Genomic DNA, 21,425 nt, shown 5'->3' with positions numbered 1-21,425 from the left:
GAGCGAGCTTGCTCCGGGCGGCGTTCCGACGAAGCTTTTTAATGGTTCAAAAACAGACGCAAATACTCGACTTGTTCGCGATGCGCCACCTCCTGCACCACCGGCCGCAACCGCACCTGCGCCCCCGGCAAACACTGCGCCAATCGCGCCAGCGCCAACGGCGTCAATGCCCCCAACCGCGGATAACCGCCAATGGTCTGCCGATCATTGAGCAGCACGATCGGCTGGCCGTCCGGCGGCACTTGCACAGCCCCCAATGGAATGCCCTCGGAAATCATCGGTTTGCCTTGGTATTGCAACGCCGGTCCCAACAGCCGAATACCCATCCGGTCGGCACGGCTGTCGACGTTCCACACGCTGTTGAATGCATCGAACAGGCTCTGCCCGCTGAACTCACCGATCTGCGCACCGAGCACCAGGTCCAACGGCGTATCAAGCTTCAGGTCTGGCCGCTGATCGGCGGTCAGTTTGCGCAGCAACATCACCGAATTGCCCGAATAGTTCAAACTCGCGCCTTTGCTCAGCGCATGGCCCATGCCATCCAGTCCGCCAAGCTCCTCACGCACCACCGTCGAGCTGCTGCCCAACACCTTCGGCGCATCAAAACCACCTGGCGCGGCCAGATAGGCCCGGGCGCCGAGCAAGGGCTGGCTGAACTGCAAGCGCTGACCTTTGTTCAGCCGGAAACTGCGCCAGGGTGCCAGCGGCTCGTCGTCCACCCGCGCGCCAAGATCTGCCCCGGCCAGCGCGAGCACGCAATCGTCCTCGGCTACTACGGTGAACCCGCCCAGGGTGATTTCGATCACCGGTGCATCCAGCCCGTTACCCAGCAACCAATTGGCCCACGACATCGAACGCCAATCAGCCGCGCCGCCCTGGGTCACGCCCAGATGGCGCACGCCGAAACGGCCTGCGTCCTGCAACAGGCACAGCGGTGTACTCGCTTCAATCGTCAGACGGCTCATGCCTGGGCCTCCAGTGGCGTGTCGTCACCGCCCAGGTTGATGAACTCGGCATGGTCGACCGCTTCGAAACGCACGGTGTCACCCGGCTGCATCAAGCTGTAGCCGTCACGGTTGCGATCGAACAATTTGGCCGGCGTGCGGCCGATCAGGTTCCAGCCGCCGGGCGATACCACTGGATAGGCGGCCGTCTGCCTTTCGGCGATACCAACGCTGCCGGCGGCAACCTTCTTGCGTGGCGTGCTCAGACGCGGTGCGGCGAGTGCCTCGTCCACCAGGCCCATGAACGCGAACCCCGGTGCGAATCCCAGCGCGAACACCTGATACTCACGTTCGCTATGACGACGGATCACCTCCTCCATCGCCAACCCACTGCGTTGCGACAACAAGCTCAGCTCTGGACCGACGCTCAAGTCGTACCACACCGGCAGCACGTGACATTTGCCACGAGTGCGCGCATTGGGCGACAGGTCGATAAGCGCTTCGGCAATCAATTCCCGGGCCTGGGTCGGGCTCAACGCGGTCAGGTCGTAATGCACCATCAAGGTCGTGTAGGACGGCACCAGGTCGATCAGATCCTTGCCGAACGCCGCCCGCAGGCTTTCACTGGCCGCCAGCATCCATGGCATGTTGGCTTCAGCGATTTCATCGAACAGACGCACCATCAGGCAATCGAGCGCGACCACTTCTACCCGCAGTTTCATGACGCGCCCTGCTGGTTCAAGGCTTCACGAATGCGCCGCACGGCCGCCACCGAACTGGCATTGTCGCCGTGCACGCACAGGGTGTTGGCCTGCAAGTGCAAGGCGCTGCCGTCGCTGGCGGTGAGGTGATCGCCACGGGCGATGATCAACGCCTGCTCGATGATTTTCTCCGGTTCGTGATGCACCGCTCCCGGCAGTTGCCGCGAAACCAGCCTGCCGGCGCTGTCGTAGGCGCGGTCGGCGAAAGCTTCGAACCACAGGGTCACTCCATATTCTTCGCCCAATTGCTGCGCGGCGCTGTTGTCGCGGGTGGCCATCAGCATCAACGGCAGGCTGCGATCGTAGGACGCCACCGCTTGCAGCACGGCGCGCAATTGCGCAGGGTTGGCCATCATGTCGTTGTACATCGCACCGTGGGGTTTGACGTAGCTGACCCGACCGCCCTGGGCTCGGCAGATGCCGTCGAGGGCGCCGATCTGGTAATGCAGGATGTCCTGCAGTTCCTGGGCACCATAGGCCATGGAACGACGGCCAAAACCGACCAGATCCTGGTAAGCCGGATGCGCGCCGATCTGTACACCGTGGCTGAGGGCCAGGCTGACGGTCTTGCGCATGATGCTCGGGTCACCGGCATGGAAACCACAGGCGATGTTGGCGCAATCGATGAAGGGCATGACTTCCGCGTCCAGACCCATGGTCCAGTTACCGAAACTCTCGCCGATGTCGCAGTTCAATAGCAGGCGGCTCACGCTGAACACTCCTGTAGGCTTTATTCTTTTTAACTGTGGGACATATCCGTATGACACGCCCGCAGATTATCAGTTACTGGGCGTCGAGTTGCTTGCCACGGGTTTCCGGCAAGCTCAGGGCCGCCAGAATCACCACACCGTAGGACACCGCTGCAAAGGCACCGATGCCAACGCTCAATGGAACCGTCTGGCTCAGCAAGCCGATCAGCAGTGGGAACAACGCCGCCAGCGCGCGGCCGATGTTGTAGCAAAAGCCCTGGCCTGAGCCGCGAATGCGGGTCGGGAACAATTCGGTCAGGAACGCGCCCATGCCGCTGAAAATCCCCGAGGCAAAGAAGCCCAGCGGAAAGCCCAGCCACAGCATCACACCGTTGCTGACCGGCATTTGCGTGTACAGCAGCACAATGGTGAACGAGCCGACGGCGAACAGGATGAAGTTCTTTTTACGACCGAGGATGTCGGTCAAATAGGCGCTGATGACGTAACCGACGTACGAGCCGACGATCACCATCGCCAGGTATCCGCCGGTACCGAGTACGCTCAAACCACGCTCGTTTTTCAGGAACGTCGGCAGCCAGGAAGTAATCGCGTAGTAACCGCCCAGCGCACCGGTGGTCAGCAGCGAAGCGCGAATCGTGGTGAAGAGCATGCCGGGGGCGAAGATCTCGTAGAACTTCGACGGATTGCTCGGCGCCTCCTTGGCTTTGGCTTCGCGGTAGATTTCCGGGTCCTTGACCAGGCGGCGAACGAAGATCACGAAAATCGCCGGCACGATGCCGAGGATAAACAGCGCGCGCCAGGCGTCTTCCGGCGGCATGATCGAGAACAGCAGCGCATACAGGATCGCGGTCAGGCCCCAGCCCAGCGCCCACCCCGATTGCACCATGCCCACGGCCTTGCCGCGGTCCTGGGCGCGGATGACTTCGCCGATCAACACCGCGCCGGCGGTCCACTCGCCGCCAAAACCGAAGCCCATCAAGGTCCGCGCAATCAGCAGCTGTTCGTAACTCTGGGCGAAACCGCAAAGGAAGGTGAAGAAGGCAAACCACAGCACGGTCAGTTGCAGGGTGCGCACGCGACCGATGCGGTCGGAGAGAATGCCCGCCACCCAGCCACCAATGGCCGAAGCGATCAGCGTGCTGGTGTGGATCAGCCCGGCCTGGCCGGTGGTGATGCCCCACATGGCAATCAGGGTCGGCACCACGAAGCTGAGCATCTGGGTGTCCATGCCATCCAGGCCATAACCGATCTTGCAGCTCCAGAAGGTGCGGCGTTCCTGCTGATTGATGTTGCGATACCAGTCGAAAGGTCCCGGGCGAGCCGTGGCTTTCGAAATGACGGTGGTGTCGGGCGCACTCATGGCAAATCTCCGCGCTGGTTTTATTGGTATTGTTCTGAGCCCCGACGACGCCTATCGTGGGAACCGGATGTGTCGATTCTTGGACGCGCCAGCCCTCTGCGTCCAACTAATAAAAACCCGCCCTAGCCATAAGAAAAACTTGATCACATGAACCTGAAGTTTCTCGAAACCTTCGTCTGGGTCGCCCGGCTCAAGAGTTTCCGCCTCACCGCCGACAAGCTCTTCACCACCCAGGCGTCGATTTCCAGCCGCATCGCCGTGCTCGAAGGCGAGCTTGGGGTGAAGCTGTTCCTGCGCGACTCGCGCGGTGTGAGCCTGACACCGGAAGGCTTGAAAGTGCTCGAGTACGCCGAGCAGATGATGGACACCATGCAGGCGCTCAAGCATTCGATCGAGACCCGTTCAAGCAAGGCCGGCCGCGTGCGCATCGGTGTCATGGACACGGTGATCCACACCTGGCTAAGCCCGCTGGTGGCGCAGATGACCGATCACTACCCCCTGGTGGAAATCGAACTGGTGGCCGATACATCGCTCAACCTCTGCGATCAGCTGCAAAAAGGCTTTCTCGATGTGATCCTGCAAACCGACCTGCTGCGCCAGGAAAGCGTGCGCAGCCTGGAACTGGCCAGCCACCCCATGGGCTGGATCGTCGCCAGCAATTCGCTCTACAACCGCGACTACTCAGGCATCGCGGACCTGGCGAACGAGCGGATCATTACCTACTCGAAAAACTCCCACCCCCATCAGGAAGTGCTCGCACTGATGCAGGCCAACGGCGTCATGGCGCCACGGTTGAACTGCGTGAACTCGGTCTCGGCGATCACCCGGTTACTGCGCGACGGTTTTGGCATCGGTGCATTGCCGCCGGTGTTGGTGGCGGAGGAACTGGCACGGGGTGAGTTGACCTTGCTGGACATCGACCAGAGACCACCAGACCTGCAAGTGGTGGTGTCGTGGCGGGTGGGCGTGGAATGGGTCGAGGAGATTGTGACGTTGTGCCAGCAAGTACTTAAGGATTATGCGCGGCGGGTGGGTGAAAACTACATTACCCTGGCTGACTGATGATCGTTTCCACGCTCTGCGTGGGAATGCCTCAACGGACGCTCCGCGTTCGGCTCTGGAGGGGACGCAGAGCGTCCCTGGCTGCATTCCCACGCAGAGCGTGGGAACGATCATCACTTACAACCCGCGCAGATCCCGCTCTTCGATCGGCCGGCTCTGGCGCAGGCGCTTGCCGCCCAACACCACCCAATCGATCAGGCGGAACAGGCACTCGATCCCGAACGACAGCAGCAACGCGCCGCTCATGCCCCAGATCATCGCCTCCGGGGTCAGCAGGATCTGGTAGCTGTAGCCATTCCAGGTTTCCTTGCGAATGTCCGGATCCGCGGCCAACACTACTTGCAGGAAGCGGATATACCACGGCCCTTGCATCGCCTGGAATTGCTTGTCCAACGCCACCTGGCGAGTCAGCAGGTTGCCCAGGCTGTCGGCGTCGCTGCGAAAGATCGGGTCTTCACTGGCGCGATAGTGAGCGACCAGGGCCTGCATGTCGCCCTTGAAGAATTGATTGGCGGTGTTCTGAAACCCGCTCAGCCCGGCCTGCGATTCAATCAGGTGCGCTTCGACCCGCTTGGCGTAATCATTGATGAACCCCGGCACCTGGACACCGATCAACAGGCCCGCCGCAAACAACACCAGCCGCAAATAACTGAGCAACATGGGGGATGATCCTTATTCGGTCCGGCCCTGGCTGACGCATTCACCACGTCGCCACAGGCTCCATTGGCCTGGCTCGTAGCGGGTCCAGGTTTCATTTTCGGTCAAGGGCTCGGTGGCGATCACCGTGACCACATCGTTGGGCGTGGTTTCGGCCTGGAAGTCGACGATCACATCGACGTCCTTCAGGCGCGCCGGGCCGAACGGGGCGCGACGGGTGATCTGCGCCAGTTTGGTCGAGCAATAACAGAACAGCCAGTCGCCATCGCTGAGCAGGCAGTTGAACACGCCCTTGCTGCGGTATTCGGCGCAGGCGGCGACCAGGTCCGGCAGCAGTTCTTCGACCTCCACGGGCTCGGGAAACGCGGCCCGCACACGGTTGAGCAAGTCACAGAACGCCGCTTCGCTGTCGGTATCGCCAACCGGGCGGTAGAAGCTGGCCGTCGGTTGCAGGTCTGCCAACTGGCCATTATGCGCGAAGCACCAGTTACGCCCCCACAACTCGCGTACGAACGGATGGGTGTTGGAAAGGCAGACCTTGCCGACGTTGGCCTGGCGGATATGCCCGATCACCACTTCGCTCTTGATCGGGTAGCGTTGCACCAGGTTGGCGACTTCCGACTCGCAACTCGCCGCCGGGTCCTGGAACAAGCGCAAACCCCGACCTTCGTAGAAAGCGATGCCCCAACCGTCCCGATGTGGACCGGTACGCCCACCGCGCTGCATCAGCCCGGTGAAGCTGAACACGATATCGGTCGGGACATTGGCGCTCATGCCCAATAACTCACACATGCTCGAACTCTCGCTTTATGGCAGGGGCACGGTTACAGACGGGGTTCGACGCGCATCCGCTGGGGATTGCTCGGCACCGGCGGTCGACCGTAGCGATCATCGCCGGCACCGCCGAAGGGGTGATCCTCTTCCGGCTCGTCGGCACGGATCGCGGCCTGGACGGCGGCGGCCTGTTCCTTGCGGGCCCTGGCACCACGCTCGAGGACGAAACGAATCGCCACGAACACCAGGTAGATGCCGAAAGCGATCATGCCGTACATCAGCAGGTCGGAAATCGCCCGCCACGCGTTGTTGCCGACCTTGAACAACAGGTCGAGCGCCGTGATGGCAATGGCCGGGGCCACTTTTTCCTTCACCGGGTCAATGATGGTCGGGCTGAACAGCAGCACCGCCACCAGCAAGCGTAGGGGTTCGCGCAGCCAGCGCCACATCCAGCGGGTGATGCGCATCCACACCAGCAGGCAGCCCAAAGCGGCAAAGGCGTAGAGGCCCCAAGCGATCAGATAGTCGTTCTCGGTCATGGTGTCCATGGCAAGGCAGGCAAAGAGGCGCTTATGATAACGGCTTTTCGCATGTCAGGCTGCCGAAATCCAGCCAGCAACGCGCAACCCCTGTGGGAGCGGGCTTGCTCGCGAAAGCGGTATGCCAGTCAACAGAGATGTTGAATCCGATGGCCCCTTCGCGAGCAAGCCCGCTCCCACAAGTTGCGAAGCCCTTATTTCGTACATTGATCGAGAACCTTTCATGCCCCTACCCGCCAACGTTTCCGATGCCCCGATTGCCCACAAGGCCGAAGGATCCGACCCGTACGCCTGGCTGCAGGAGCGCGACAGCGCTGCGGTGCTCGACTACCTGAAGGCCGAAAACCGTTATCAGGAGGCGCAAACCGCTGATCAGGCCGGGTTGCGCGAAACCCTGTTCGAGGAGATCAAGAACCGGATTCTCGAAACCGACCTGTCCCTGCCCTCGCCATGGGGCCCCTACCTGTACTACACGCGCACCACGGCGGGTGACGAATACGCCCGTCACTACCGCTGCCCGCGCCCGGCCGACGACAGCCTGGTCCTCGACGAAAGCCAGGAACAACTGCTGCTGGACCCTAACGAGCTGGCCAAAGGCGGCTTCTTTTCCCTCGGTGCGTTCAGCATCAGCCCCGATCACCAGCGCCTGGCCTACAGCATCGATTCCACGGGCGACGAAATCTACACGCTGTTCGTCAAGGAGTTGTCCGACGGTCGCGTCAGTGAACTGGAGTTCCAGGACTGCGACGGCAGCATGACCTGGGCCAACGACAGCCTGACCCTGTTTTTCGGCGAGCTGGATGACACCCATCGTCCGCACAAGCTGTTGCGCTATCGCCTCGATGGCACGGCGGCCGAAGAGGTGTTCCATGAAACGGACGGCCGCTTCTTCATGCACTGCTACCGTTCGAGCTCCGAACAACAATTGCTGCTGTCGGTGGGCAGCAAGACCACCAGCGAAGTCTGGGTGCTCGACGCCAACCTCCCACAACTGCCCTTTACCTGCGTAGCGCCACGGGTGGAAAACCATGAGTACGACGTTGACCACGGCACGCTCGATGGCCAATGGACCTGGTTCATCCGCACCAACCGCGACGGCATCAACTTTGCCCTGTACACCGCCGTCGATAACGGCGTGGCGCCAGCCGAGGCCGACTGGCGGAACCTGATTCCCCACAGCGACACAGTAATGATCGATGGCATGAGCCTGAATGCCAGCGCCATGACCCTGAGCCTGCGGGTCGGCGGCTTACCGGTTATCGAAGTTCACCCGCAGGACCTGCCGAGCTATCGGGTTCAATTGCCAGACGCGGCCTATAGCCTGCACGTGCAGAACAGCCTGGAATTCGTCAGCGAGCGAATTCGCCTGCGTTACGAAGCGTTGAACCGCCCTGCGCAAATCCGCCAGCTGGAACTGGTCAGCGGCGAGCAGAAAGTGCTCAAGCAAACCCCGGTGCTTGGCACGTTCGACGCCGACGCCTATGTCAGTCAGCGCCTGTGGGCCACGGCGCCCGATGGCACACAAGTGCCGATCAGCCTGGTGGTCAAGCGCGAAGCGCTCGGCAAGCCGGTTCCGCTCTACCTGTACGGCTATGGCGCTTATGGCGAAAGCCTCGACCCGTGGTTCTCCCACGCCCGCCTGAGTTTGCTCGATCGCGGCATGGCGTTCGCCATCGCTCATGTGCGCGGCGGCGGCGAACTGGGTGAAGCCTGGTATCGCGCCGGCAAGCAGGAGCACAAGCAGAACACCTTCAGCGACTTCATCGCCTGCGCCGAACACCTGATCGCCAAAGGCCTGACCACCGCGCCACAACTGGCGATCAGCGGCGGCAGTGCCGGCGGCCTGCTGATCGGGGCGGTGCTCAACCAGCGCCCGGCGCTGTTTGGCGCGGCGATTGCCGAAGTGCCGTTCGTCGATGTGCTCAACACCATGCTCGACCCGGAGCTGCCATTGACCGTCACTGAATACGACGAGTGGGGCAACCCTCAAGAGCCTGACGTTTATGAGCGGATCAAGGCCTACGCGCCTTACGAAAACGTCACCGCGCAAGCCTATCCACCGATGCTGGTGATCGCCGGCTACAACGACAGCCGCGTGCAGTACTGGGAAGCGGCCAAATGGGTGGCGAAATTGCGCACTACCAAGACCGACAACAATCCGCTGCTGCTCAAGACCGAACTGGGCGCCGGGCATGGGGGGATGAGCGGTCGATACCAGGGATTGCGTGACGTAGCGCTCGAATACGCATTTTTGTTCAAGGTGCTGGGTGTTGCCTGAGGAACTTGGGCCGATGAACCGGTCTTAATTGCAGGCGCCTCGGGCCGATACAATTCCGATCCCCCTGTAGGAGCTGCCGAAGGCTGCGATCTTTTGACTTTGTTTTTTTAAGATCAAAAGATCGCAGCCTGCGGCAGCTCCTACAGGAATTCGTGGTGACAGAACCAGACAACAATAAAGACCGCACGACATGTCAGAACCCACTTTACTGAACAACGAAATTCGCAACTGGCTGATGGACTGCGGCCTGTTCAACCAGCTGCTACCGGCGGAATTCGCCGCTGCCTCGGGCTATTTCAACCTCAGCACCATTGCCCAGGGAGAGGAAATTTTCCACGAGGGCGATGCCGGCAGCTTCATGTGCATCATCCATACCGGCCAGGTGGCCGTGCAGAAGACCGCCAGTGATGGCCAGCAGGTGACCATTGCGACGCTGCGCAGCGGCCGCTCGTTCGGTGAAATGGCCGTACTCGACGGCGAACGGCGCTCGGCCAGTTGCGTGGCCGCGAGTCACTGCCAGTTGCTCAACCTGGGCAAGGATTCGCTGGAAAAGATGCTCAATGACGCGCCGAAAGTCGCGGCAAAGATCATCCGCGCCCTCGCCGTCTCACTGTCCCGGCGCTTGCGCATGGTCGATGGACAGTTGCTCTCGCAGCAGGTTTAACCGCCGGGTGACTTGACCTTCGGTGGGTTCGGCTCGATCCCCGGCACCGGCTGGTCCTTGATCGGCGGGCTTGGCATCTCGATCGGCACCAACGGTGGGCCGCTACTGCCCGGCCCCACTTTTGGCAGCGGTGCCGGGCTGATCTGCGGGTACGGTGTGGGCGTTGCGGTGCCCGGCGAGCCAGGCATTGGCGCGGGACTGATCGGCGTCGTCTGTAGCTGCTGGCCCTGCACTGCAGTTATCGAGAGCGCGGCCAGGGCAATGGCCGTTAGAATAGTGCGCTTCATCAATGGCTCCGTTGGCCTTGTGGTCACTTGCAGGCTACTCCCAACTGCGTCTGTTTGCCTTCCCTGTGCCGCCATTTTTCCTCAAGTGAGCCCCATGAAACGTTTTGTTCTGCTCGATACCGCCCCTATTCCCGAGAACGGCGGAGCCCTGTGCCTGTTCGAGTACGGCGAAGATTTCGTCATCAAGATCCAGGGTGGCGACGGTGGACAATTGATGAATACGCGCATGCACGGCTCCGAGGATGCCCTGGCCGAAATCCCCTGCCGCAAGGTCGCGGGAAGACCCGACTCACGGGTTTTGATCGGGGGCCTGGGCATGGGTTTCACCCTCGCCTCGGCGCTCAAGCACCTGGGCAAGTCCGCTGAAGTGGTGGTCGCCGAACTGGTGCCAGGCGTGGTGGAGTGGAACCGCGGACCGCTGGGCGAAAAAGCCGGAAACCCGCTGCAAGACCCGCGCACGGTGATCCGCCTGGAAGACGTGGCCAAGGTCCTGCAAGCAGAGCCGCAGGGTTTTGACGCAATCATGCTCGACGTCGACAACGGCCCCGAAGGCCTGACCCAGAGGGCCAACAGCTGGCTTTACTCCGCCGGGGGCCTGAGCGCCTGCGCCAAGGCCCTGCGACCCAAGGGCGTGCTGGCGGTCTGGTCGGCCAGCGCAGACCGACAGTTTTCCGACAAACTGAAGAAAGCCGGTTTCAAGGCCGAGGAAGTACAGGTCTTCGCCCACGGCAACAAGGGCACCCGCCACACCATCTGGATTGCCGAGAAGCTCAAGGGCTGAGCTAAACTGCGTTTATACCGTCATTAGTCATTCAACAAAGGTGAACCCATGAGTTCGTCCACCCCGACCAACACCTCGAAGCTGGACCGCATCCTCGCCGACAACCAGCGCGACAAGGAAATGGGCTACCGCGACAAGGCCCTGAAGATGTACCCGCACGTGTGCGGCCGCTGCGCCCGTGAATTCTCCGGCAAGCGCCTGAGCGAACTGACCGTGCACCATCGCGATCACAACCACGACAACAACCCCCAGGACGGTTCGAACTGGGAACTGTTGTGCCTGTACTGCCACGACAACGAACACTCGCGTTATACCGACCAGCAGTATTTCGGCGAGGGCTCGCTGAGCACGCCAAAAATCGCCAAGGCAACGCATAACCCGTTTGCGGCGTTGGCAGGGTTGATGAAGAAAGAAGACTGAAGATCTTCAGCGCCCGAGCCGGCCCCTTCGCGAGCAGGCTCGCTCCCACACTGGATCTCCGATGCAGCGAAAAAAACCTGTGGGAGCGAGCCTGCTCGCGAAGGCGATTGCTCAATCTCCAAACTGCCCGCTGCCCCCCCAATCCCCGTATAATCGCGCTTTTTTCCCAAAGGCACCCCGCTCGTGGCAGACAAACGGTACAGCTGCATTGGTTTGTATAACCCCAAGTCACCGGAGAACGTCGGTTCGGTGATGCGCGCCGCAGGCTGTTATGGCGTGGCGTCGGTGTTCTACACCGGCAAGCGCTATGAGCGCGCCGCCGACTTCGTCACCGACACCAAGCGCGTTCATTACGATATCCCGCTGATCGGCATCGACGACCTGAAGAAAATCCTGCCCCTCAACTGCGTACCCGTTGCCGTGGAACTTGTCGAAGGCGCCCGCCCATTGCCGGAGTACACCCATCCGGACCGCGCGTTGTATATCTTCGGCCCGGAAGACGGCTCGCTGGACAAAGAGATCCGTGACTGGTGCGAAGACGTGGTCTATATCCCGACCACCGGCTGCATGAACCTCGCCGCCACGGTCAACGTCGTGCTCTACGACCGCATGGCCAAGGGCCTCAACACCCGTTCGGGGCCGAAATTCCGCTGAATCGCCGTACATCCGATGGAACAAGTGGCCAGTCGAGGCAGTCAGCTTATCTATCCACTACTCAAGCCTGGAGTCAGATCATGAGCGAACTCAAACGCGTAGAGCGCATCGAATCCACCCCGTTCCAGACCTCTTCCGAGCAGAATGTCCAAGGCTGGGAACGCATCGGCTCACTGGCTGGCGGTGTAGTGATGGTCGGCAAGGGCTTGCGTCGTGGCGGCCTGCTTGGCCTGATCCAGGTGGCCATCGGCGGTGTGGCCCTGGCCCGTGGCATCACCGGTCACAGCTCGGCCAAAAGCCTGCTGGAAAAAAGCCGTCAGGACATGAATAACGTGCGGGCGAAGATCGAGCGTGCGGGGGAAGAGTTGAGGACGCTGAAGGCCAATGCCGAAGCGGCGACCAAAACCGCCACCGTGACCGGCAATGATTCTTTGAAGTCGCCGAAACCTTAAAGCAAAAGATCGCAGCCTGCGGCAGCTCCTACAGAGTGTACGCCTCCCCAATGTAGGAGCTGCCGCAGGCTGCGATCTTTTGATCTTTATTGAAGCAACCCGGTATCAAGGACTTTGGAAGACTCTCCAATCACGCTCTCACTAAGCTGCACGAACTCCTTGGTATCCACGCTCCCCAGATGCATCGCCCCGCGCATCACATCATCGAGCGAGCGCTTGTTGCGGGTTTTCAGGCGAATCTCGCGGTCCAGTTCCTGCAGCAACAGCACCGCTTTGGCCAACTGCGCAGCGTTGATCTGCTCGCCGCGCAGACTGGTGACTTTCTGGCTGTCCTTGACCAGCTTCCTGTGCAGCCCCTCATACCGCTCATCACTCATACCGCCGGCCCGGCGCACCAGTTCGATGGCGTAGTACTCGGCAAACCCCTCGCTGATCCAATCGCTACGCTGCTGATCGTTGATCCGTCCGAACACTTGGGCCAACTCGCGCACCAACGCACTCGTACCGTTTTCACTGACCAGCGGCAGGCGGGCGTTCAGGTAAATTGACTCATGCGCCGAAAGACTGCCACGCCACATCGTGTCATTGGCGCCGACAATCAACAACTTGGTCGGGTGACGAGGAAACACGGCTTGCACCTGCGGCCAGACGAACGTCAGCAGCGTCAGCACGTCCATGCGCCGCATGCCCTGGCCTCGCGGTGAGGTGACGGTGACTTCGGTTTCGCCCAATCGGGTACGCCGGCTACCGAGGTGACCCGCCAGAATCCAGCCCGTGGGCCGGTCGAACAACCGGGAAACATTATCGATGCGAAACTTGTTCTTGCCGATGCGCGGCCAGGCGGTCTCGACGCTTTGCCAGCCATTGGGCAGCTCGAATTCCAGGCGTGACACCAACTCGATACCGTCCTGCTGATCGATTTTGGCGGGTGGCACCAGATCGTCACCGCGCATCAGCGCCCAGGCCGGGGTGATGCGCGTGTCGAAGCTGCCACTCTTGCGGCCATGGCTGATACGAACTCGGTAAGTCAGGCTGGCCTTGTCCCCGGCAGGGAGCCATACACCACGGGTGAGTTTGCCCGGTGTCTGCTGCCATTGGCCATCAGCCTTGAAATCACTGTAGTGGCTGCCGTCGCCGAGGTTGAAATCCAGGCTGCGTACCGCCGAGCCCTGGGCCAGGGTGAGGCGCACTTCAGCCTGGTCGCTTTGCGGCAACAGGCGCACGTGGTAATCCAGATCGACCTTCTTCGTCGCCGCCCACGCGGGAGCGCTCAGGGACAATAACCCAACGGCCAGCGCCCGCTGCCATCCCACAGCCATACACACTCCTTTGTAAAACCTTAACCTGCGCGGAAGATCAGATGGTCTTCCCAATCCTCTTCAGCCACGCTGCCTTCGGCAAGCATGCGCCCGGACTGGGAAATACGTTCGTGGTGCACCGCGTCGCGATCACCGCACACCAGGTGATGCCACAACGGCAGATCCTTGCCCTCGCTGACCAGGCGATAGCCGCAGGTCGGTGGCAGCCATTTGAACTCGTCGGCCTTGCCCGGTGTGAGCTGGATGCAGTCTGGCACCGAGGCGCGACGGTTGGGGTAATCGCTGCACTGGCAGGTTTTCAAGTCCAGCAGTTTGCAGGCGATACGCGTGTAATAGACGCTGTTGTCGTCTTCATCTTCGAGCTTTTGCAGGCAGCACAGGCCACAGCCATCGCACAGCGATTCCCATTCCTGCTGATCGAGTTGATCGAGGGTTTTGCGTATCCAGAACGGTTCTACTTTGGCGGCCATGGTTCGAGCATCGACATCAGGTGGTGAAAAGGCCGCCAGTCTAGTGCCCGCAGCCCCGCGGGCCAAGCATTGGCGACTGTCGGTACAACACGCTTGTCAGTTATTGCGCCGCCAAGTAGGGTTTTGCGTCGCTCCCACTTTCAAACGTAGCAAGGAATCTCTTGATGAGTGCAAATCCACGCATTGCCGATTACGCCATCCATCCGCAGTTTACCGATCGCTGGTCGCCCCGGGCCTTCACGGGCGAAACCATTCCTGAGGAAACCCTGCTGAGTTTCTTTGAAGCGGCACGCTGGGCACCGTCGGCGTACAACTCGCAGCCTTGGCGGTTTCTTTATGCGCGTCGCGATACGCCGAACTGGGAGCGTTACCTGGGCCTGCTGAACGAATTCAACCGCAGCTGGGCGCAACACGCCTCGGCTTTGGTGATCGTGATCTCGAAAACCACCTTCACCGCGCCTGGCGCCACCGAAGAAACCCCGGCGCTGTGGCACACGTTCGACACCGGTTCCGCCTGGGGCCACCTGGCGCTGCAAGCCAGCATCAGTGGCTGGCATACCCACGGCATGGCGGGTTTCGACCAGGAATTGACCCGCAAGGAGCTGAACATTCCTGAAGGCTACGCCCTGCATGCCGCCGTGGCAGTCGGGAAGCTGGGGGATAAAGCGACACTGGCGGAGTACCTGCAAGCACGCGAAGAGCCAAGCCCGCGGCGGCCGTTGAACGAACTCGCTGCTGAAGGCGACTTCACCCTCTAAGCCACACCGCAAAACAATGTGGGAGCGAGCAAGCCCGCTCCCACATTTTGATTGAGGTGTCTTCAGTACCCGCGATTGAAATCCACTTCCCCGCGCAACGCCTCACCCGCCTGATACGCCCGCAGGTTTTCGACGAACAGATTCACCATCAGCGACGGCGAAGTCGGTGCCGAGCTATGGCCCGTCAGTAGCAGGCCGAAGGCCGTCCAGAACGGATGGCGTTGCGGCAGCGGCTCCTGGCGACAGACGTCAATCACGGCGCCCACCAGGTGCCCTTCTTTCAAGGCCTCCACCAGATCCGCATCCACCACCGCTACACCGCGCCCGACATTGATGAACAAACCACTTGGCTTGAACTGCTTGAACAGCGCTGCATCGTATATATCGTGGGTGTTCGGGGTATTTGGCAGCAGATTGACCACATAATCCACTTCACCGACCAACCGAGGCAGGTCCGCCAGCGAACCGACTTCGATAAAGGGTGCCTGCTCACGGGCTTCGCTGGCGATGCCATACAGCTGTACACCAAAGGGTACGAGAAATTGCGCCACGGTCTGCCCGATATCACCAGTACCGACGATCAACACCTTGCGCCCCGCCAGGCTCTGGCCGTGACGGCTGTCCCATTTGCGCTCGACCTGGCTGACCAACCGTGCCAGCACTTCACGTTCGTGGCCGAGCATGTAGGTGAGCACGTATTCGGCCATGACCTGACCGAAAATTCCCACCGCGCGAGTCAGGCGATAGTGCCGAGGCAAGCCATCGGCCAGCAGCGGCGTGATCCCGGCCCAGGTCGATTGCAACCATTGAGGCTGATGCCCCTGGCGCAACAGGGTCGCCAGCAAGTCGGGTTGGCCGAGCCAGACCGGGCAATCGGCAGCCAGACGCGCCAATTCAGCGGAATCGCCGCTAGTCAGTACTTCCACCTCGGGCACCGCCTCTTGCAACAATCGGGCGTAGACCGGGTGATCGTGTTCAGCAATCAGGACGCGCATGCTTCAAACCTTTCGAAAAACAGTGCATACGGCCGCCGACAGAGTCCTGCTCCGTCCATGCGGCCCTTGCCAAAATCATTCCAGTGTCGATCACATGGGGTCGTTGCGTCGCAGCAATTCTTCCGGCAAGTGCTCGATGTATTCGTCTTCCGCTGGCGGCATTTGCAGGTGATAGCCCTGCTTTTCGAGGTTTTCCAGCACGACGGTGATGTCCTCGCGCGACAGTTTGCGCTCGGGGCTCAATACCAGGTCAAACGCGTGGATAGCTTTGCCGAAGGCAGCCATCAAGGGCTCTGGCACACGCTCCAGAGCATCGCTCTTGAGCACATAGAGGTACATCTCGTTTCTTTTCGAACTGCGGTAGATGGAGCAAATACGTTTCAAGGCTGTTCTCCGGGGGTGGCCAGGCTGTCGAGCAGCGCCTGGCCCATCAACTCGCGGCGCCAGCCACGCAGCGAATCAGGCAATTGATAGGGACCATTGGGGAAGCCACTCTTGAGCAAGGCTTCCAGGGTTTTCTTGCGCAACATCAGCTCAGGCGCGATGTTCAAGCGTTCGGCTTCGGCCTGGCCGATGGCTTTGAGTCGCTTGAGCAGCGCGGCGGCGTCCACCGGCAACGGCTCAGGCACGGCGGGTGGCCATTGCTCGGGCGACACACTGGCAGAGCGCTTTATCAGATCAAGCAAAAATTCGCCGTCCTGACGCACGGTACGCGGGTGCATGTCTTCGATTTTCGCCAATGCGCCGAGGTTGTCCGGTTGCGTGCGCGCCAGCGGCCACAGCGAATGCTCGCGGATGATGCGGTTGCGCGGCAGGTCACGGGCACGCGCCTCCTGCTCGCGCCAGGCGCAGAGCTCACGCAACACAGCGAGCTGCGCGCGGGACAATTTCCAGGCCAGCTTGGCGTCGCGATAGACCTCGAACGGATCGATTTCGCGACGCAGGTTAGCCACCAGCTCCGCACCGTCCTCCAGGACCCAGGCGTATTTGTCATCGGAGAGTTGCGGGCGCAATTTCACGAAAACTTCCGCCAGGTGCACGGCATCTTCGGCGGCGTAGCTGATCTGGGTCTCGGAAAGCGGGCGTTGCAGCCAGTCGGAACGGGTTTCGCCCTTGGGCAGGTCGATCCCCAATACTTCCTGTACCAGCCGCGAATAACCCATGGAAAAACCCAGGTTCAGGTAAGCGGCGGCCAGCTGCGTATCGAACAGCGGTGCCGGCAGGCTGCCGGTCAGGCGCAGCAGGACTTCGAGGTCTTCGCTACACGCATGGACAACCTTGACCACCGCTGGATTTTCCAGCAAGGCGGCCAGGGGCTGCCAGTTATCGATGGTCAACGGATCGATCAGGTAGGCACGTTCGCCATCGCCGACCTGCAGCAGGCCTGCGATCGGGTAGAAGGTGTCGACCCGCATGAATTCGGTGTCGAGGGCAACGAACGGCAGCTGCTGCCACTCGGTGCAAAACCGACCGAGGCTATCGTTGTCGCGAATCCAGTGAATATCGATGGCCACACGGCTCTCCCTTGAAGAATGGCGCGCAGTATATATCGCCCCCGACGATTTCCGCGCATCCACTGAACAAGAGCTTTAGCGAAAATGCCTGCCTGACTGCAAGAATAGCCTGACAAACCTGGCCTAACCGACCTTACCCAGCACGTAAACCCGCCTCGTTGCGAGGCCGGGCAGAAAATCCTGATGGCTGAGCACGCACAAACCTGCCAGCTTGAATTGCGTCTCAAGCTCGGTCTTACTGACCAGTGACCCTGCTGCGGCCCCCTGCCCGTCGGTGTGCCATCCCTTGAAACGGCCAGCCACACGCGCCGCCACAATCACCGTATCGCGGCTGACCCGGTAAAATTCGCCCAACATCGCCAAACGGAGTTCGGGGCAGGCAATGTGCTGAAACAGCTGCATGCAAAAAATGCTGTCAACGGCATTTTCCGACAAGCCAATGTTGAAGGCGGAGCTTTGAAAAGTCCGGACTCGCTTCATCAGGCTCTGCGGATGGTGGGTACGGGCATGCTCGAGAATAGCCTGGGACTGATCCGTCGCGAGAATCACCCGGTTCGCATGCTCACCCAGCACTGGCCAGAAGCGCCCGACACCGCAAGCCACATCAAGAATCAGGCCCGGTTCGCCGGCGACCTTGAGCGCCCGGCGCACCATTTGCTCGTCACGCCAGAACGCCAGGCGCTCGCCCAGGCCTTGCGCTCGCGGCTGCAGGCAGACGCGGGCGTGCTCCTGGTCATAATGCCGGGCGAACTCGAGCTCGATGGCGGAAGGTGACTGAGCAGGCATTTGCAGGGGTCTCGAGCGTAGATGTGCCGGCCACAGGCCGTCGTATGAAATAGAGAACGCAGCACTCAATCTTTGGCCAGTACGCCATCGATCGCCGCCCTGCGGCACCCGGAAAACATATCCAGGTCCTGGTTATAAACCTTGCTGTTGACCTCCAGCAGCCCCAGCATCGAATGGAACAGGTTGTCCTGGCTCAAGGGCTTTTCACGGCTCATTTGCAGGCAATGGGTGTCCACCGAGAACGACTTCTGATAGCTGTCGGAGAACCAGGCCAGCATCGCCACATGTTTCTGTTGTTCCGGTGCCAGCATGTAAGGCGTGCCATGGAGGAACAAGTTGTATTCGCCCAGGGATTCGCCGTGGTCCGACAGATACAGCATCGCGGTATCAACTTTGTCCTGGTTGCTGCGCAACAGATCGATCAGGGTCGACAGCACATGGTCGGTGTACACCAGCGTATTGTCATAACCATTGATGATGCTTTCGCGACTGCAGTTGTTCAGTGCATTACTTTGACAGACCGGGGTAAAGTGCTCGAATTCCTTCGGATAGCGTTTGTAATACTCCGGACCGTGACTGCCCATCTGGTGCAATACCAGTACTGTGTCTTTGTTCAGGGTATCGATGAAATGTTGCAAACCCTGCAGCAGGATTTCATCGCGGCATTCACTGTTGGCGCACAGCACCGGGTCCTTCAAATTGCTGACGTCGTCGAGGGTGACGCGATCGCAGGTGCCTTTGCAGCCAGACTGGTTGTCACGCCAGATCACATCGAGGCCCGCATGCTTGAGTACATCCAGCAGGCCTTCTTCGTTCTTGGCCTTGCTCGCGTTGTAACCCTTGCGCCCCATATTGGAGAACATGCAAGGCACCGACACCGCCGTTTCAGTACCGCAGGACTTCACGTCGGTAAACGCGATCAGCCCGGCTTCCTTATCCAGTTTCGGCGTGGTGTCGCGGTTATAGCCAAGGATGCCGAAGTTCTCGGCGCGGGCACTCTCACCGACCACCAGAACCGTCAGGGACTTGCGATCATGGTTTTGCAGGGCAGGGTTGCGTTGCGCGTCTTCACCGATCTTGACGAAGGGCTGGCGCGCTGATGCGACCTGCTCGCGCAAGTAACCGGAAAAGGCACCAATGTAGTTGCTGGGTACCACCATCAGGCGAAGCTCATGGTGATTGCGAAACAGTGAAGAAAGCCCCTGATAGTTAATCAGCGCGACACCACCAATGACCGCCGCCGAGGCAAAAGTCACGAGTATCTTGCTCAATAACTCGCGATGCCAGCGGCGATAACTAACCGGCGTCTTCCACAACAACCAGGAGGGCAACACACCGAGAAAAACGATATACGCAAGCAATTTGAATGATAGTAAGTCGCGGACTTCCGTTGCATTGGTTTGAGCGAAGTTGCGCAACATGCCGATGTCGATCAAGACGCCGTATTGGCCCATGAAATATGCGACGCCCGCACTGATCATGAACAGCAGGGTCAGCACGGGCTTGAGCACCGGCCGGAACGCCAGCAGGGTCAGGATAATGTTGAAAGCCGCAAGGATCATCGCACCGAACGCCACACGCATGACGATGCCTTTACCGTCCGCGATGGTGATTTCGAAAAGGTGCTGCCACAATACAAAATTGAAGGCAGTCAATAAAAAGGCGCTGGCAATCAGTGTCACCCACTCCGGGCGCACGGCTTTAATCTTCAACATGGTGATCGACTGTTCCTGAAAAGAAGTGCCTTCGATAAATGTGAAAATTTCATTTATCGCGACAACACTAACTTTAGGCATCCGACTATCAATTTTTCGTGAAAAAGAAGCCAACGATTGGTTGCCAACCTAATGCACGATGAAACTTTCTACTTATTTGAGAATCGTTCAGGTCTTGTTCAGCAAGCTCGAACTTCTGAGCATCTGAAGGCTGCAAGTCATGCTGATGACCGCCGTATTTAATTTCCCGATAATGCGCAAGACTTTCTGATTTGCCGCCTGCCAACCATTCGCGCCTAATCGGCTCCTGATTCATCAAGGTCCGATTATGGAAAACATTCGCGAAACCTCCCGCCCCGCCCTGTGGATAATGTTCAGCATCATTTTGGTCGCCCTCAACCTGCGCCCCTCCATGGCCGCCGTCGGACCTTTACTGTCGGCGATTCGCGGCGATATCCCGCTGAGTTTCAGTCTCGCGTCGCTGCTGACCCTGCTGCCGGTCATGACCATGGGGCTGGCGATGTTCTTTGGACTGGCAGTCAGCCAACGCCTCGGTGAGCACCGCACGGTCGTACTGTCGCTGGTGGTCATCGGCCTGGCCACGGCTGCGCGATTGTTCCTCGATACTGCGTTGGAACTGATCCTCAGCGCCGTGCTCGCCGGCATCGGCATCGCCCTGATCCAGGCGCTGATGCCGACGCTGATCAAATCCCGATTCAGCGACAACGTGGCCCTGTGCATGGGGCTCTACGTCACGTCGATCATGGGCGGTGCCGCCATTGCGGCCGCCTTCGCCCCGCTGGTGATGGTCCGTACAGGCAGTTGGCGCATCGGCCTGGCGATCTGGGCGGTGCTGGCCGTGATCGCACTGCTGTTCTGGTGCAGCCATCGAGCGGGGGCGCCGATGCCGGCTTCCACGAGCAACCGCTCGTTCTTCAGCCATCCACGCGCCTGGTTGCTCGCGGCTTTTTTCGGGCTGGGCACCGCGTCCTACACCTGCGTACTGGCTTGGCTGGCACCGTATTACGTAGAAAAAGGCTGGAGTGAAGAAAACGCCGGGTTGCTGTTGGGCTTCCTGACCGCCATGGAGGTGTTGTCCGGCCTGCTGACTCCGGCCATCGCCAACCGTAGCCGTGATCGACGCCTGGTGCTGGTGGTGCTGTTGGCGCTGATCATGGCTGGCTTTTGCGGGTTGATCCTGAGCCCCGAACATCTCGGCCTTCTGTGGCCATGCCTGCTGGGGCTGGGAATAGGCGGACTGTTCCCGATGAGCCTGATCGTCTCGCTGGATCATCTGGACGATCCCCGGCGCGCGGGTGGGCTCACGGCGTTCGTGCAAGGCATCGGCTATCTGATCGCCGGCCTCTCGCCGCTGGTTGCCGGGATGATCCGCGATCAGTTCGGCACTTTCGAATGGGCTTGGTGGTCACTCACCGGGGCCATGGCATTGATGATCCTGATGGCGTTGCGCTTCGATCCACGGCATTACGCCAGGCACATGCACTGACTCGCAGCGCGCCTCGCA

The 21,425-nt window shown here is 60.4% G+C and carries 25 protein-coding genes; 9 read left to right on the top strand and 16 right to left on the bottom strand.

Features of this window, described 5'->3' with window-relative positions:
* Window positions 1-38: 38 nt before the first annotated feature.
* The 4 genes from AC1Q8Q_RS25190 to AC1Q8Q_RS25175 all read right to left on the bottom strand — a co-directional run bounded on the left by AC1Q8Q_RS25190 (window position 39) and on the right by AC1Q8Q_RS25175 (window position 3,775).
* On the bottom strand, window positions 39-965 hold the full coding sequence (locus AC1Q8Q_RS25190; protein ID WP_492615645.1) for a 5-oxoprolinase subunit C family protein: 927 nt from the start codon (window positions 963-965) through the stop codon (window positions 39-41).
* A complete protein-coding gene (gene pxpB, locus AC1Q8Q_RS25185; protein WP_020797835.1) occupies window positions 962-1,666 on the bottom strand; it encodes a 5-oxoprolinase subunit PxpB in 705 nt (234 codons plus the stop codon). Before pxpB ends, AC1Q8Q_RS25190 begins: the two co-directional genes overlap by 4 nt.
* Window positions 1,663-2,415, bottom strand: a complete 753-nt coding sequence (locus tag AC1Q8Q_RS25180; protein ID WP_432669155.1) for a 5-oxoprolinase subunit PxpA — start codon at window positions 2,413-2,415, stop codon at window positions 1,663-1,665. Before AC1Q8Q_RS25180 ends, pxpB begins: the two co-directional genes overlap by 4 nt.
* Before the next feature lie 73 nt (window positions 2,416-2,488).
* A complete protein-coding gene (locus AC1Q8Q_RS25175) occupies window positions 2,489-3,775 on the bottom strand; it encodes an MFS transporter (protein WP_020797833.1) in 1,287 nt (428 codons plus the stop codon).
* 147 nt (window positions 3,776-3,922) lie between these two features.
* Here AC1Q8Q_RS25175 and AC1Q8Q_RS25170 point away from each other — a divergent pair, with 147 nt between their 5' ends.
* On the top strand, window positions 3,923-4,837 hold the full coding sequence (locus AC1Q8Q_RS25170; RefSeq protein ID WP_020797832.1) for a LysR family transcriptional regulator: 915 nt from the start codon (window positions 3,923-3,925) through the stop codon (window positions 4,835-4,837).
* 117 nt (window positions 4,838-4,954) lie between these two features.
* Here the strand turns inward: AC1Q8Q_RS25170 and AC1Q8Q_RS25165 are convergent, their stop codons facing one another.
* Genes AC1Q8Q_RS25165 through AC1Q8Q_RS25155 form a run of 3 tightly spaced genes read right to left on the bottom strand, consistent with a single transcriptional unit; the run spans window position 4,955 to window position 6,816 of the window.
* Complete coding sequence (locus tag AC1Q8Q_RS25165; protein ID WP_083348394.1) at window positions 4,955-5,497, bottom strand: DUF2937 family protein; 543 nt, start codon at window positions 5,495-5,497, stop codon at window positions 4,955-4,957.
* A 12-nt stretch (window positions 5,498-5,509) separates the two neighbouring features.
* Entirely contained in the window at window positions 5,510-6,286 is a 777-nt protein-coding gene (locus AC1Q8Q_RS25160; protein WP_008056134.1) for a class II glutamine amidotransferase, read from the bottom strand.
* Between the two features lie 32 nt (window positions 6,287-6,318).
* Window positions 6,319-6,816, bottom strand: a complete 498-nt coding sequence (locus AC1Q8Q_RS25155; protein ID WP_020797830.1) for a hypothetical protein — start codon at window positions 6,814-6,816, stop codon at window positions 6,319-6,321.
* Between the two features lie 214 nt (window positions 6,817-7,030).
* Between AC1Q8Q_RS25155 and AC1Q8Q_RS25150 the strand changes: the two genes are divergently transcribed.
* On the top strand, window positions 7,031-9,085 hold the full coding sequence (locus AC1Q8Q_RS25150) for a S9 family peptidase (protein WP_492615644.1): 2,055 nt from the start codon (window positions 7,031-7,033) through the stop codon (window positions 9,083-9,085).
* Between the two features lie 190 nt (window positions 9,086-9,275).
* Window positions 9,276-9,749 carry a cyclic nucleotide-binding domain-containing protein gene (locus tag AC1Q8Q_RS25145; RefSeq protein WP_020797828.1) on the top strand — a complete coding sequence of 158 codons (474 nt, stop codon included), beginning with the start codon at window positions 9,276-9,278 and terminating at the stop codon, window positions 9,747-9,749.
* On the opposite strand, the gene AC1Q8Q_RS25140 is transcribed toward AC1Q8Q_RS25145, so the two are convergent.
* The gene (locus AC1Q8Q_RS25140) at window positions 9,746-10,036 is read right to left on the bottom strand and encodes a hypothetical protein (protein ID WP_020797827.1); all 291 of its coding nucleotides are present in this window, start codon (window positions 10,034-10,036) and stop codon (window positions 9,746-9,748) included. The genes AC1Q8Q_RS25145 and AC1Q8Q_RS25140 overlap by 4 nt on opposite strands.
* A gap of 94 nt (window positions 10,037-10,130) precedes the next feature.
* Here AC1Q8Q_RS25140 and AC1Q8Q_RS25135 point away from each other — a divergent pair, with 94 nt between their 5' ends.
* The 4 genes from AC1Q8Q_RS25135 (at window position 10,131) to AC1Q8Q_RS25120 (ending at window position 12,343) form a co-directional block, all read left to right on the top strand.
* Window positions 10,131-10,817 carry a spermidine synthase gene (locus AC1Q8Q_RS25135; protein WP_033044494.1) on the top strand — a complete coding sequence of 229 codons (687 nt, stop codon included), beginning with the start codon at window positions 10,131-10,133 and terminating at the stop codon, window positions 10,815-10,817.
* Window positions 10,818-10,865: 48 nt separating this feature from the next.
* The gene (locus tag AC1Q8Q_RS25130; protein ID WP_007944009.1) at window positions 10,866-11,237 is read left to right on the top strand and encodes a YajD family HNH nuclease; all 372 of its coding nucleotides are present in this window, start codon (window positions 10,866-10,868) and stop codon (window positions 11,235-11,237) included.
* A gap of 183 nt (window positions 11,238-11,420) precedes the next feature.
* The gene (locus tag AC1Q8Q_RS25125; protein ID WP_007911337.1) at window positions 11,421-11,891 is read left to right on the top strand and encodes an RNA methyltransferase; all 471 of its coding nucleotides are present in this window, start codon (window positions 11,421-11,423) and stop codon (window positions 11,889-11,891) included.
* An 80-nt stretch (window positions 11,892-11,971) separates the two neighbouring features.
* On the top strand, window positions 11,972-12,343 hold the full coding sequence (locus tag AC1Q8Q_RS25120; protein ID WP_020797825.1) for a YgaP family membrane protein: 372 nt from the start codon (window positions 11,972-11,974) through the stop codon (window positions 12,341-12,343).
* Between the two features lie 86 nt (window positions 12,344-12,429).
* Here AC1Q8Q_RS25120 and AC1Q8Q_RS25115 read toward each other — a convergent pair whose 3' ends face one another.
* Together AC1Q8Q_RS25115 and AC1Q8Q_RS25110 are read right to left on the bottom strand one after the other, a co-directional pair.
* Entirely contained in the window at window positions 12,430-13,662 is a 1,233-nt protein-coding gene (locus AC1Q8Q_RS25115; RefSeq protein ID WP_492615643.1) for a hypothetical protein, read from the bottom strand.
* 20 nt (window positions 13,663-13,682) lie between these two features.
* The gene (locus tag AC1Q8Q_RS25110) at window positions 13,683-14,132 is read right to left on the bottom strand and encodes a YcgN family cysteine cluster protein (RefSeq protein ID WP_020797823.1); all 450 of its coding nucleotides are present in this window, start codon (window positions 14,130-14,132) and stop codon (window positions 13,683-13,685) included.
* A gap of 164 nt (window positions 14,133-14,296) precedes the next feature.
* On the opposite strand from AC1Q8Q_RS25110, the gene AC1Q8Q_RS25105 reads away from it, so the two are divergent.
* Window positions 14,297-14,890, top strand: coding sequence for a nitroreductase family protein (locus AC1Q8Q_RS25105; protein ID WP_020797822.1), 594 nt, complete (start codon window positions 14,297-14,299; stop codon window positions 14,888-14,890).
* A gap of 62 nt (window positions 14,891-14,952) precedes the next feature.
* Here the strand turns inward: AC1Q8Q_RS25105 and AC1Q8Q_RS25100 are convergent, their stop codons facing one another.
* The 6 genes from AC1Q8Q_RS25100 to AC1Q8Q_RS25075 all read right to left on the bottom strand — a co-directional run bounded on the left by AC1Q8Q_RS25100 (window position 14,953) and on the right by AC1Q8Q_RS25075 (window position 20,216).
* Window positions 14,953-15,885, bottom strand: coding sequence for a D-2-hydroxyacid dehydrogenase (locus AC1Q8Q_RS25100; RefSeq protein ID WP_033041872.1), 933 nt, complete (start codon window positions 15,883-15,885; stop codon window positions 14,953-14,955).
* Between the two features lie 90 nt (window positions 15,886-15,975).
* Window positions 15,976-16,269, bottom strand: a complete 294-nt coding sequence (locus AC1Q8Q_RS25095) for a YcgL domain-containing protein (protein WP_033041871.1) — start codon at window positions 16,267-16,269, stop codon at window positions 15,976-15,978.
* Complete coding sequence (rnd, locus tag AC1Q8Q_RS25090; RefSeq protein ID WP_020797819.1) at window positions 16,266-17,399, bottom strand: ribonuclease D; 1,134 nt, start codon at window positions 17,397-17,399, stop codon at window positions 16,266-16,268. Before rnd ends, AC1Q8Q_RS25095 begins: the two co-directional genes overlap by 4 nt.
* Window positions 17,400-17,522: 123 nt before the next feature.
* The gene (locus tag AC1Q8Q_RS25085; RefSeq protein ID WP_492615642.1) at window positions 17,523-18,185 is read right to left on the bottom strand and encodes a class I SAM-dependent methyltransferase; all 663 of its coding nucleotides are present in this window, start codon (window positions 18,183-18,185) and stop codon (window positions 17,523-17,525) included.
* A 65-nt stretch (window positions 18,186-18,250) separates the two neighbouring features.
* Complete coding sequence (locus AC1Q8Q_RS25080) at window positions 18,251-19,900, bottom strand: phosphoethanolamine transferase (protein ID WP_151140901.1); 1,650 nt, start codon at window positions 19,898-19,900, stop codon at window positions 18,251-18,253.
* A gap of 88 nt (window positions 19,901-19,988) precedes the next feature.
* The gene (locus AC1Q8Q_RS25075; protein WP_020797816.1) at window positions 19,989-20,216 is read right to left on the bottom strand and encodes a hypothetical protein; all 228 of its coding nucleotides are present in this window, start codon (window positions 20,214-20,216) and stop codon (window positions 19,989-19,991) included.
* Window positions 20,217-20,228: 12 nt separating this feature from the next.
* Between AC1Q8Q_RS25075 and AC1Q8Q_RS25070 the strand changes: the two genes are divergently transcribed.
* Window positions 20,229-21,407, top strand: a complete 1,179-nt coding sequence (locus AC1Q8Q_RS25070; RefSeq protein ID WP_033041869.1) for a cyanate transporter — start codon at window positions 20,229-20,231, stop codon at window positions 21,405-21,407.
* The last annotated feature ends 18 nt before the right edge of the window (window positions 21,408-21,425 follow it).

It is taken from the genome of Pseudomonas sp. GW823-FHT06B06 (assembly GCF_058795195.1).
This window is presented reverse-complemented; position numbering and strand designations above follow the sequence as displayed.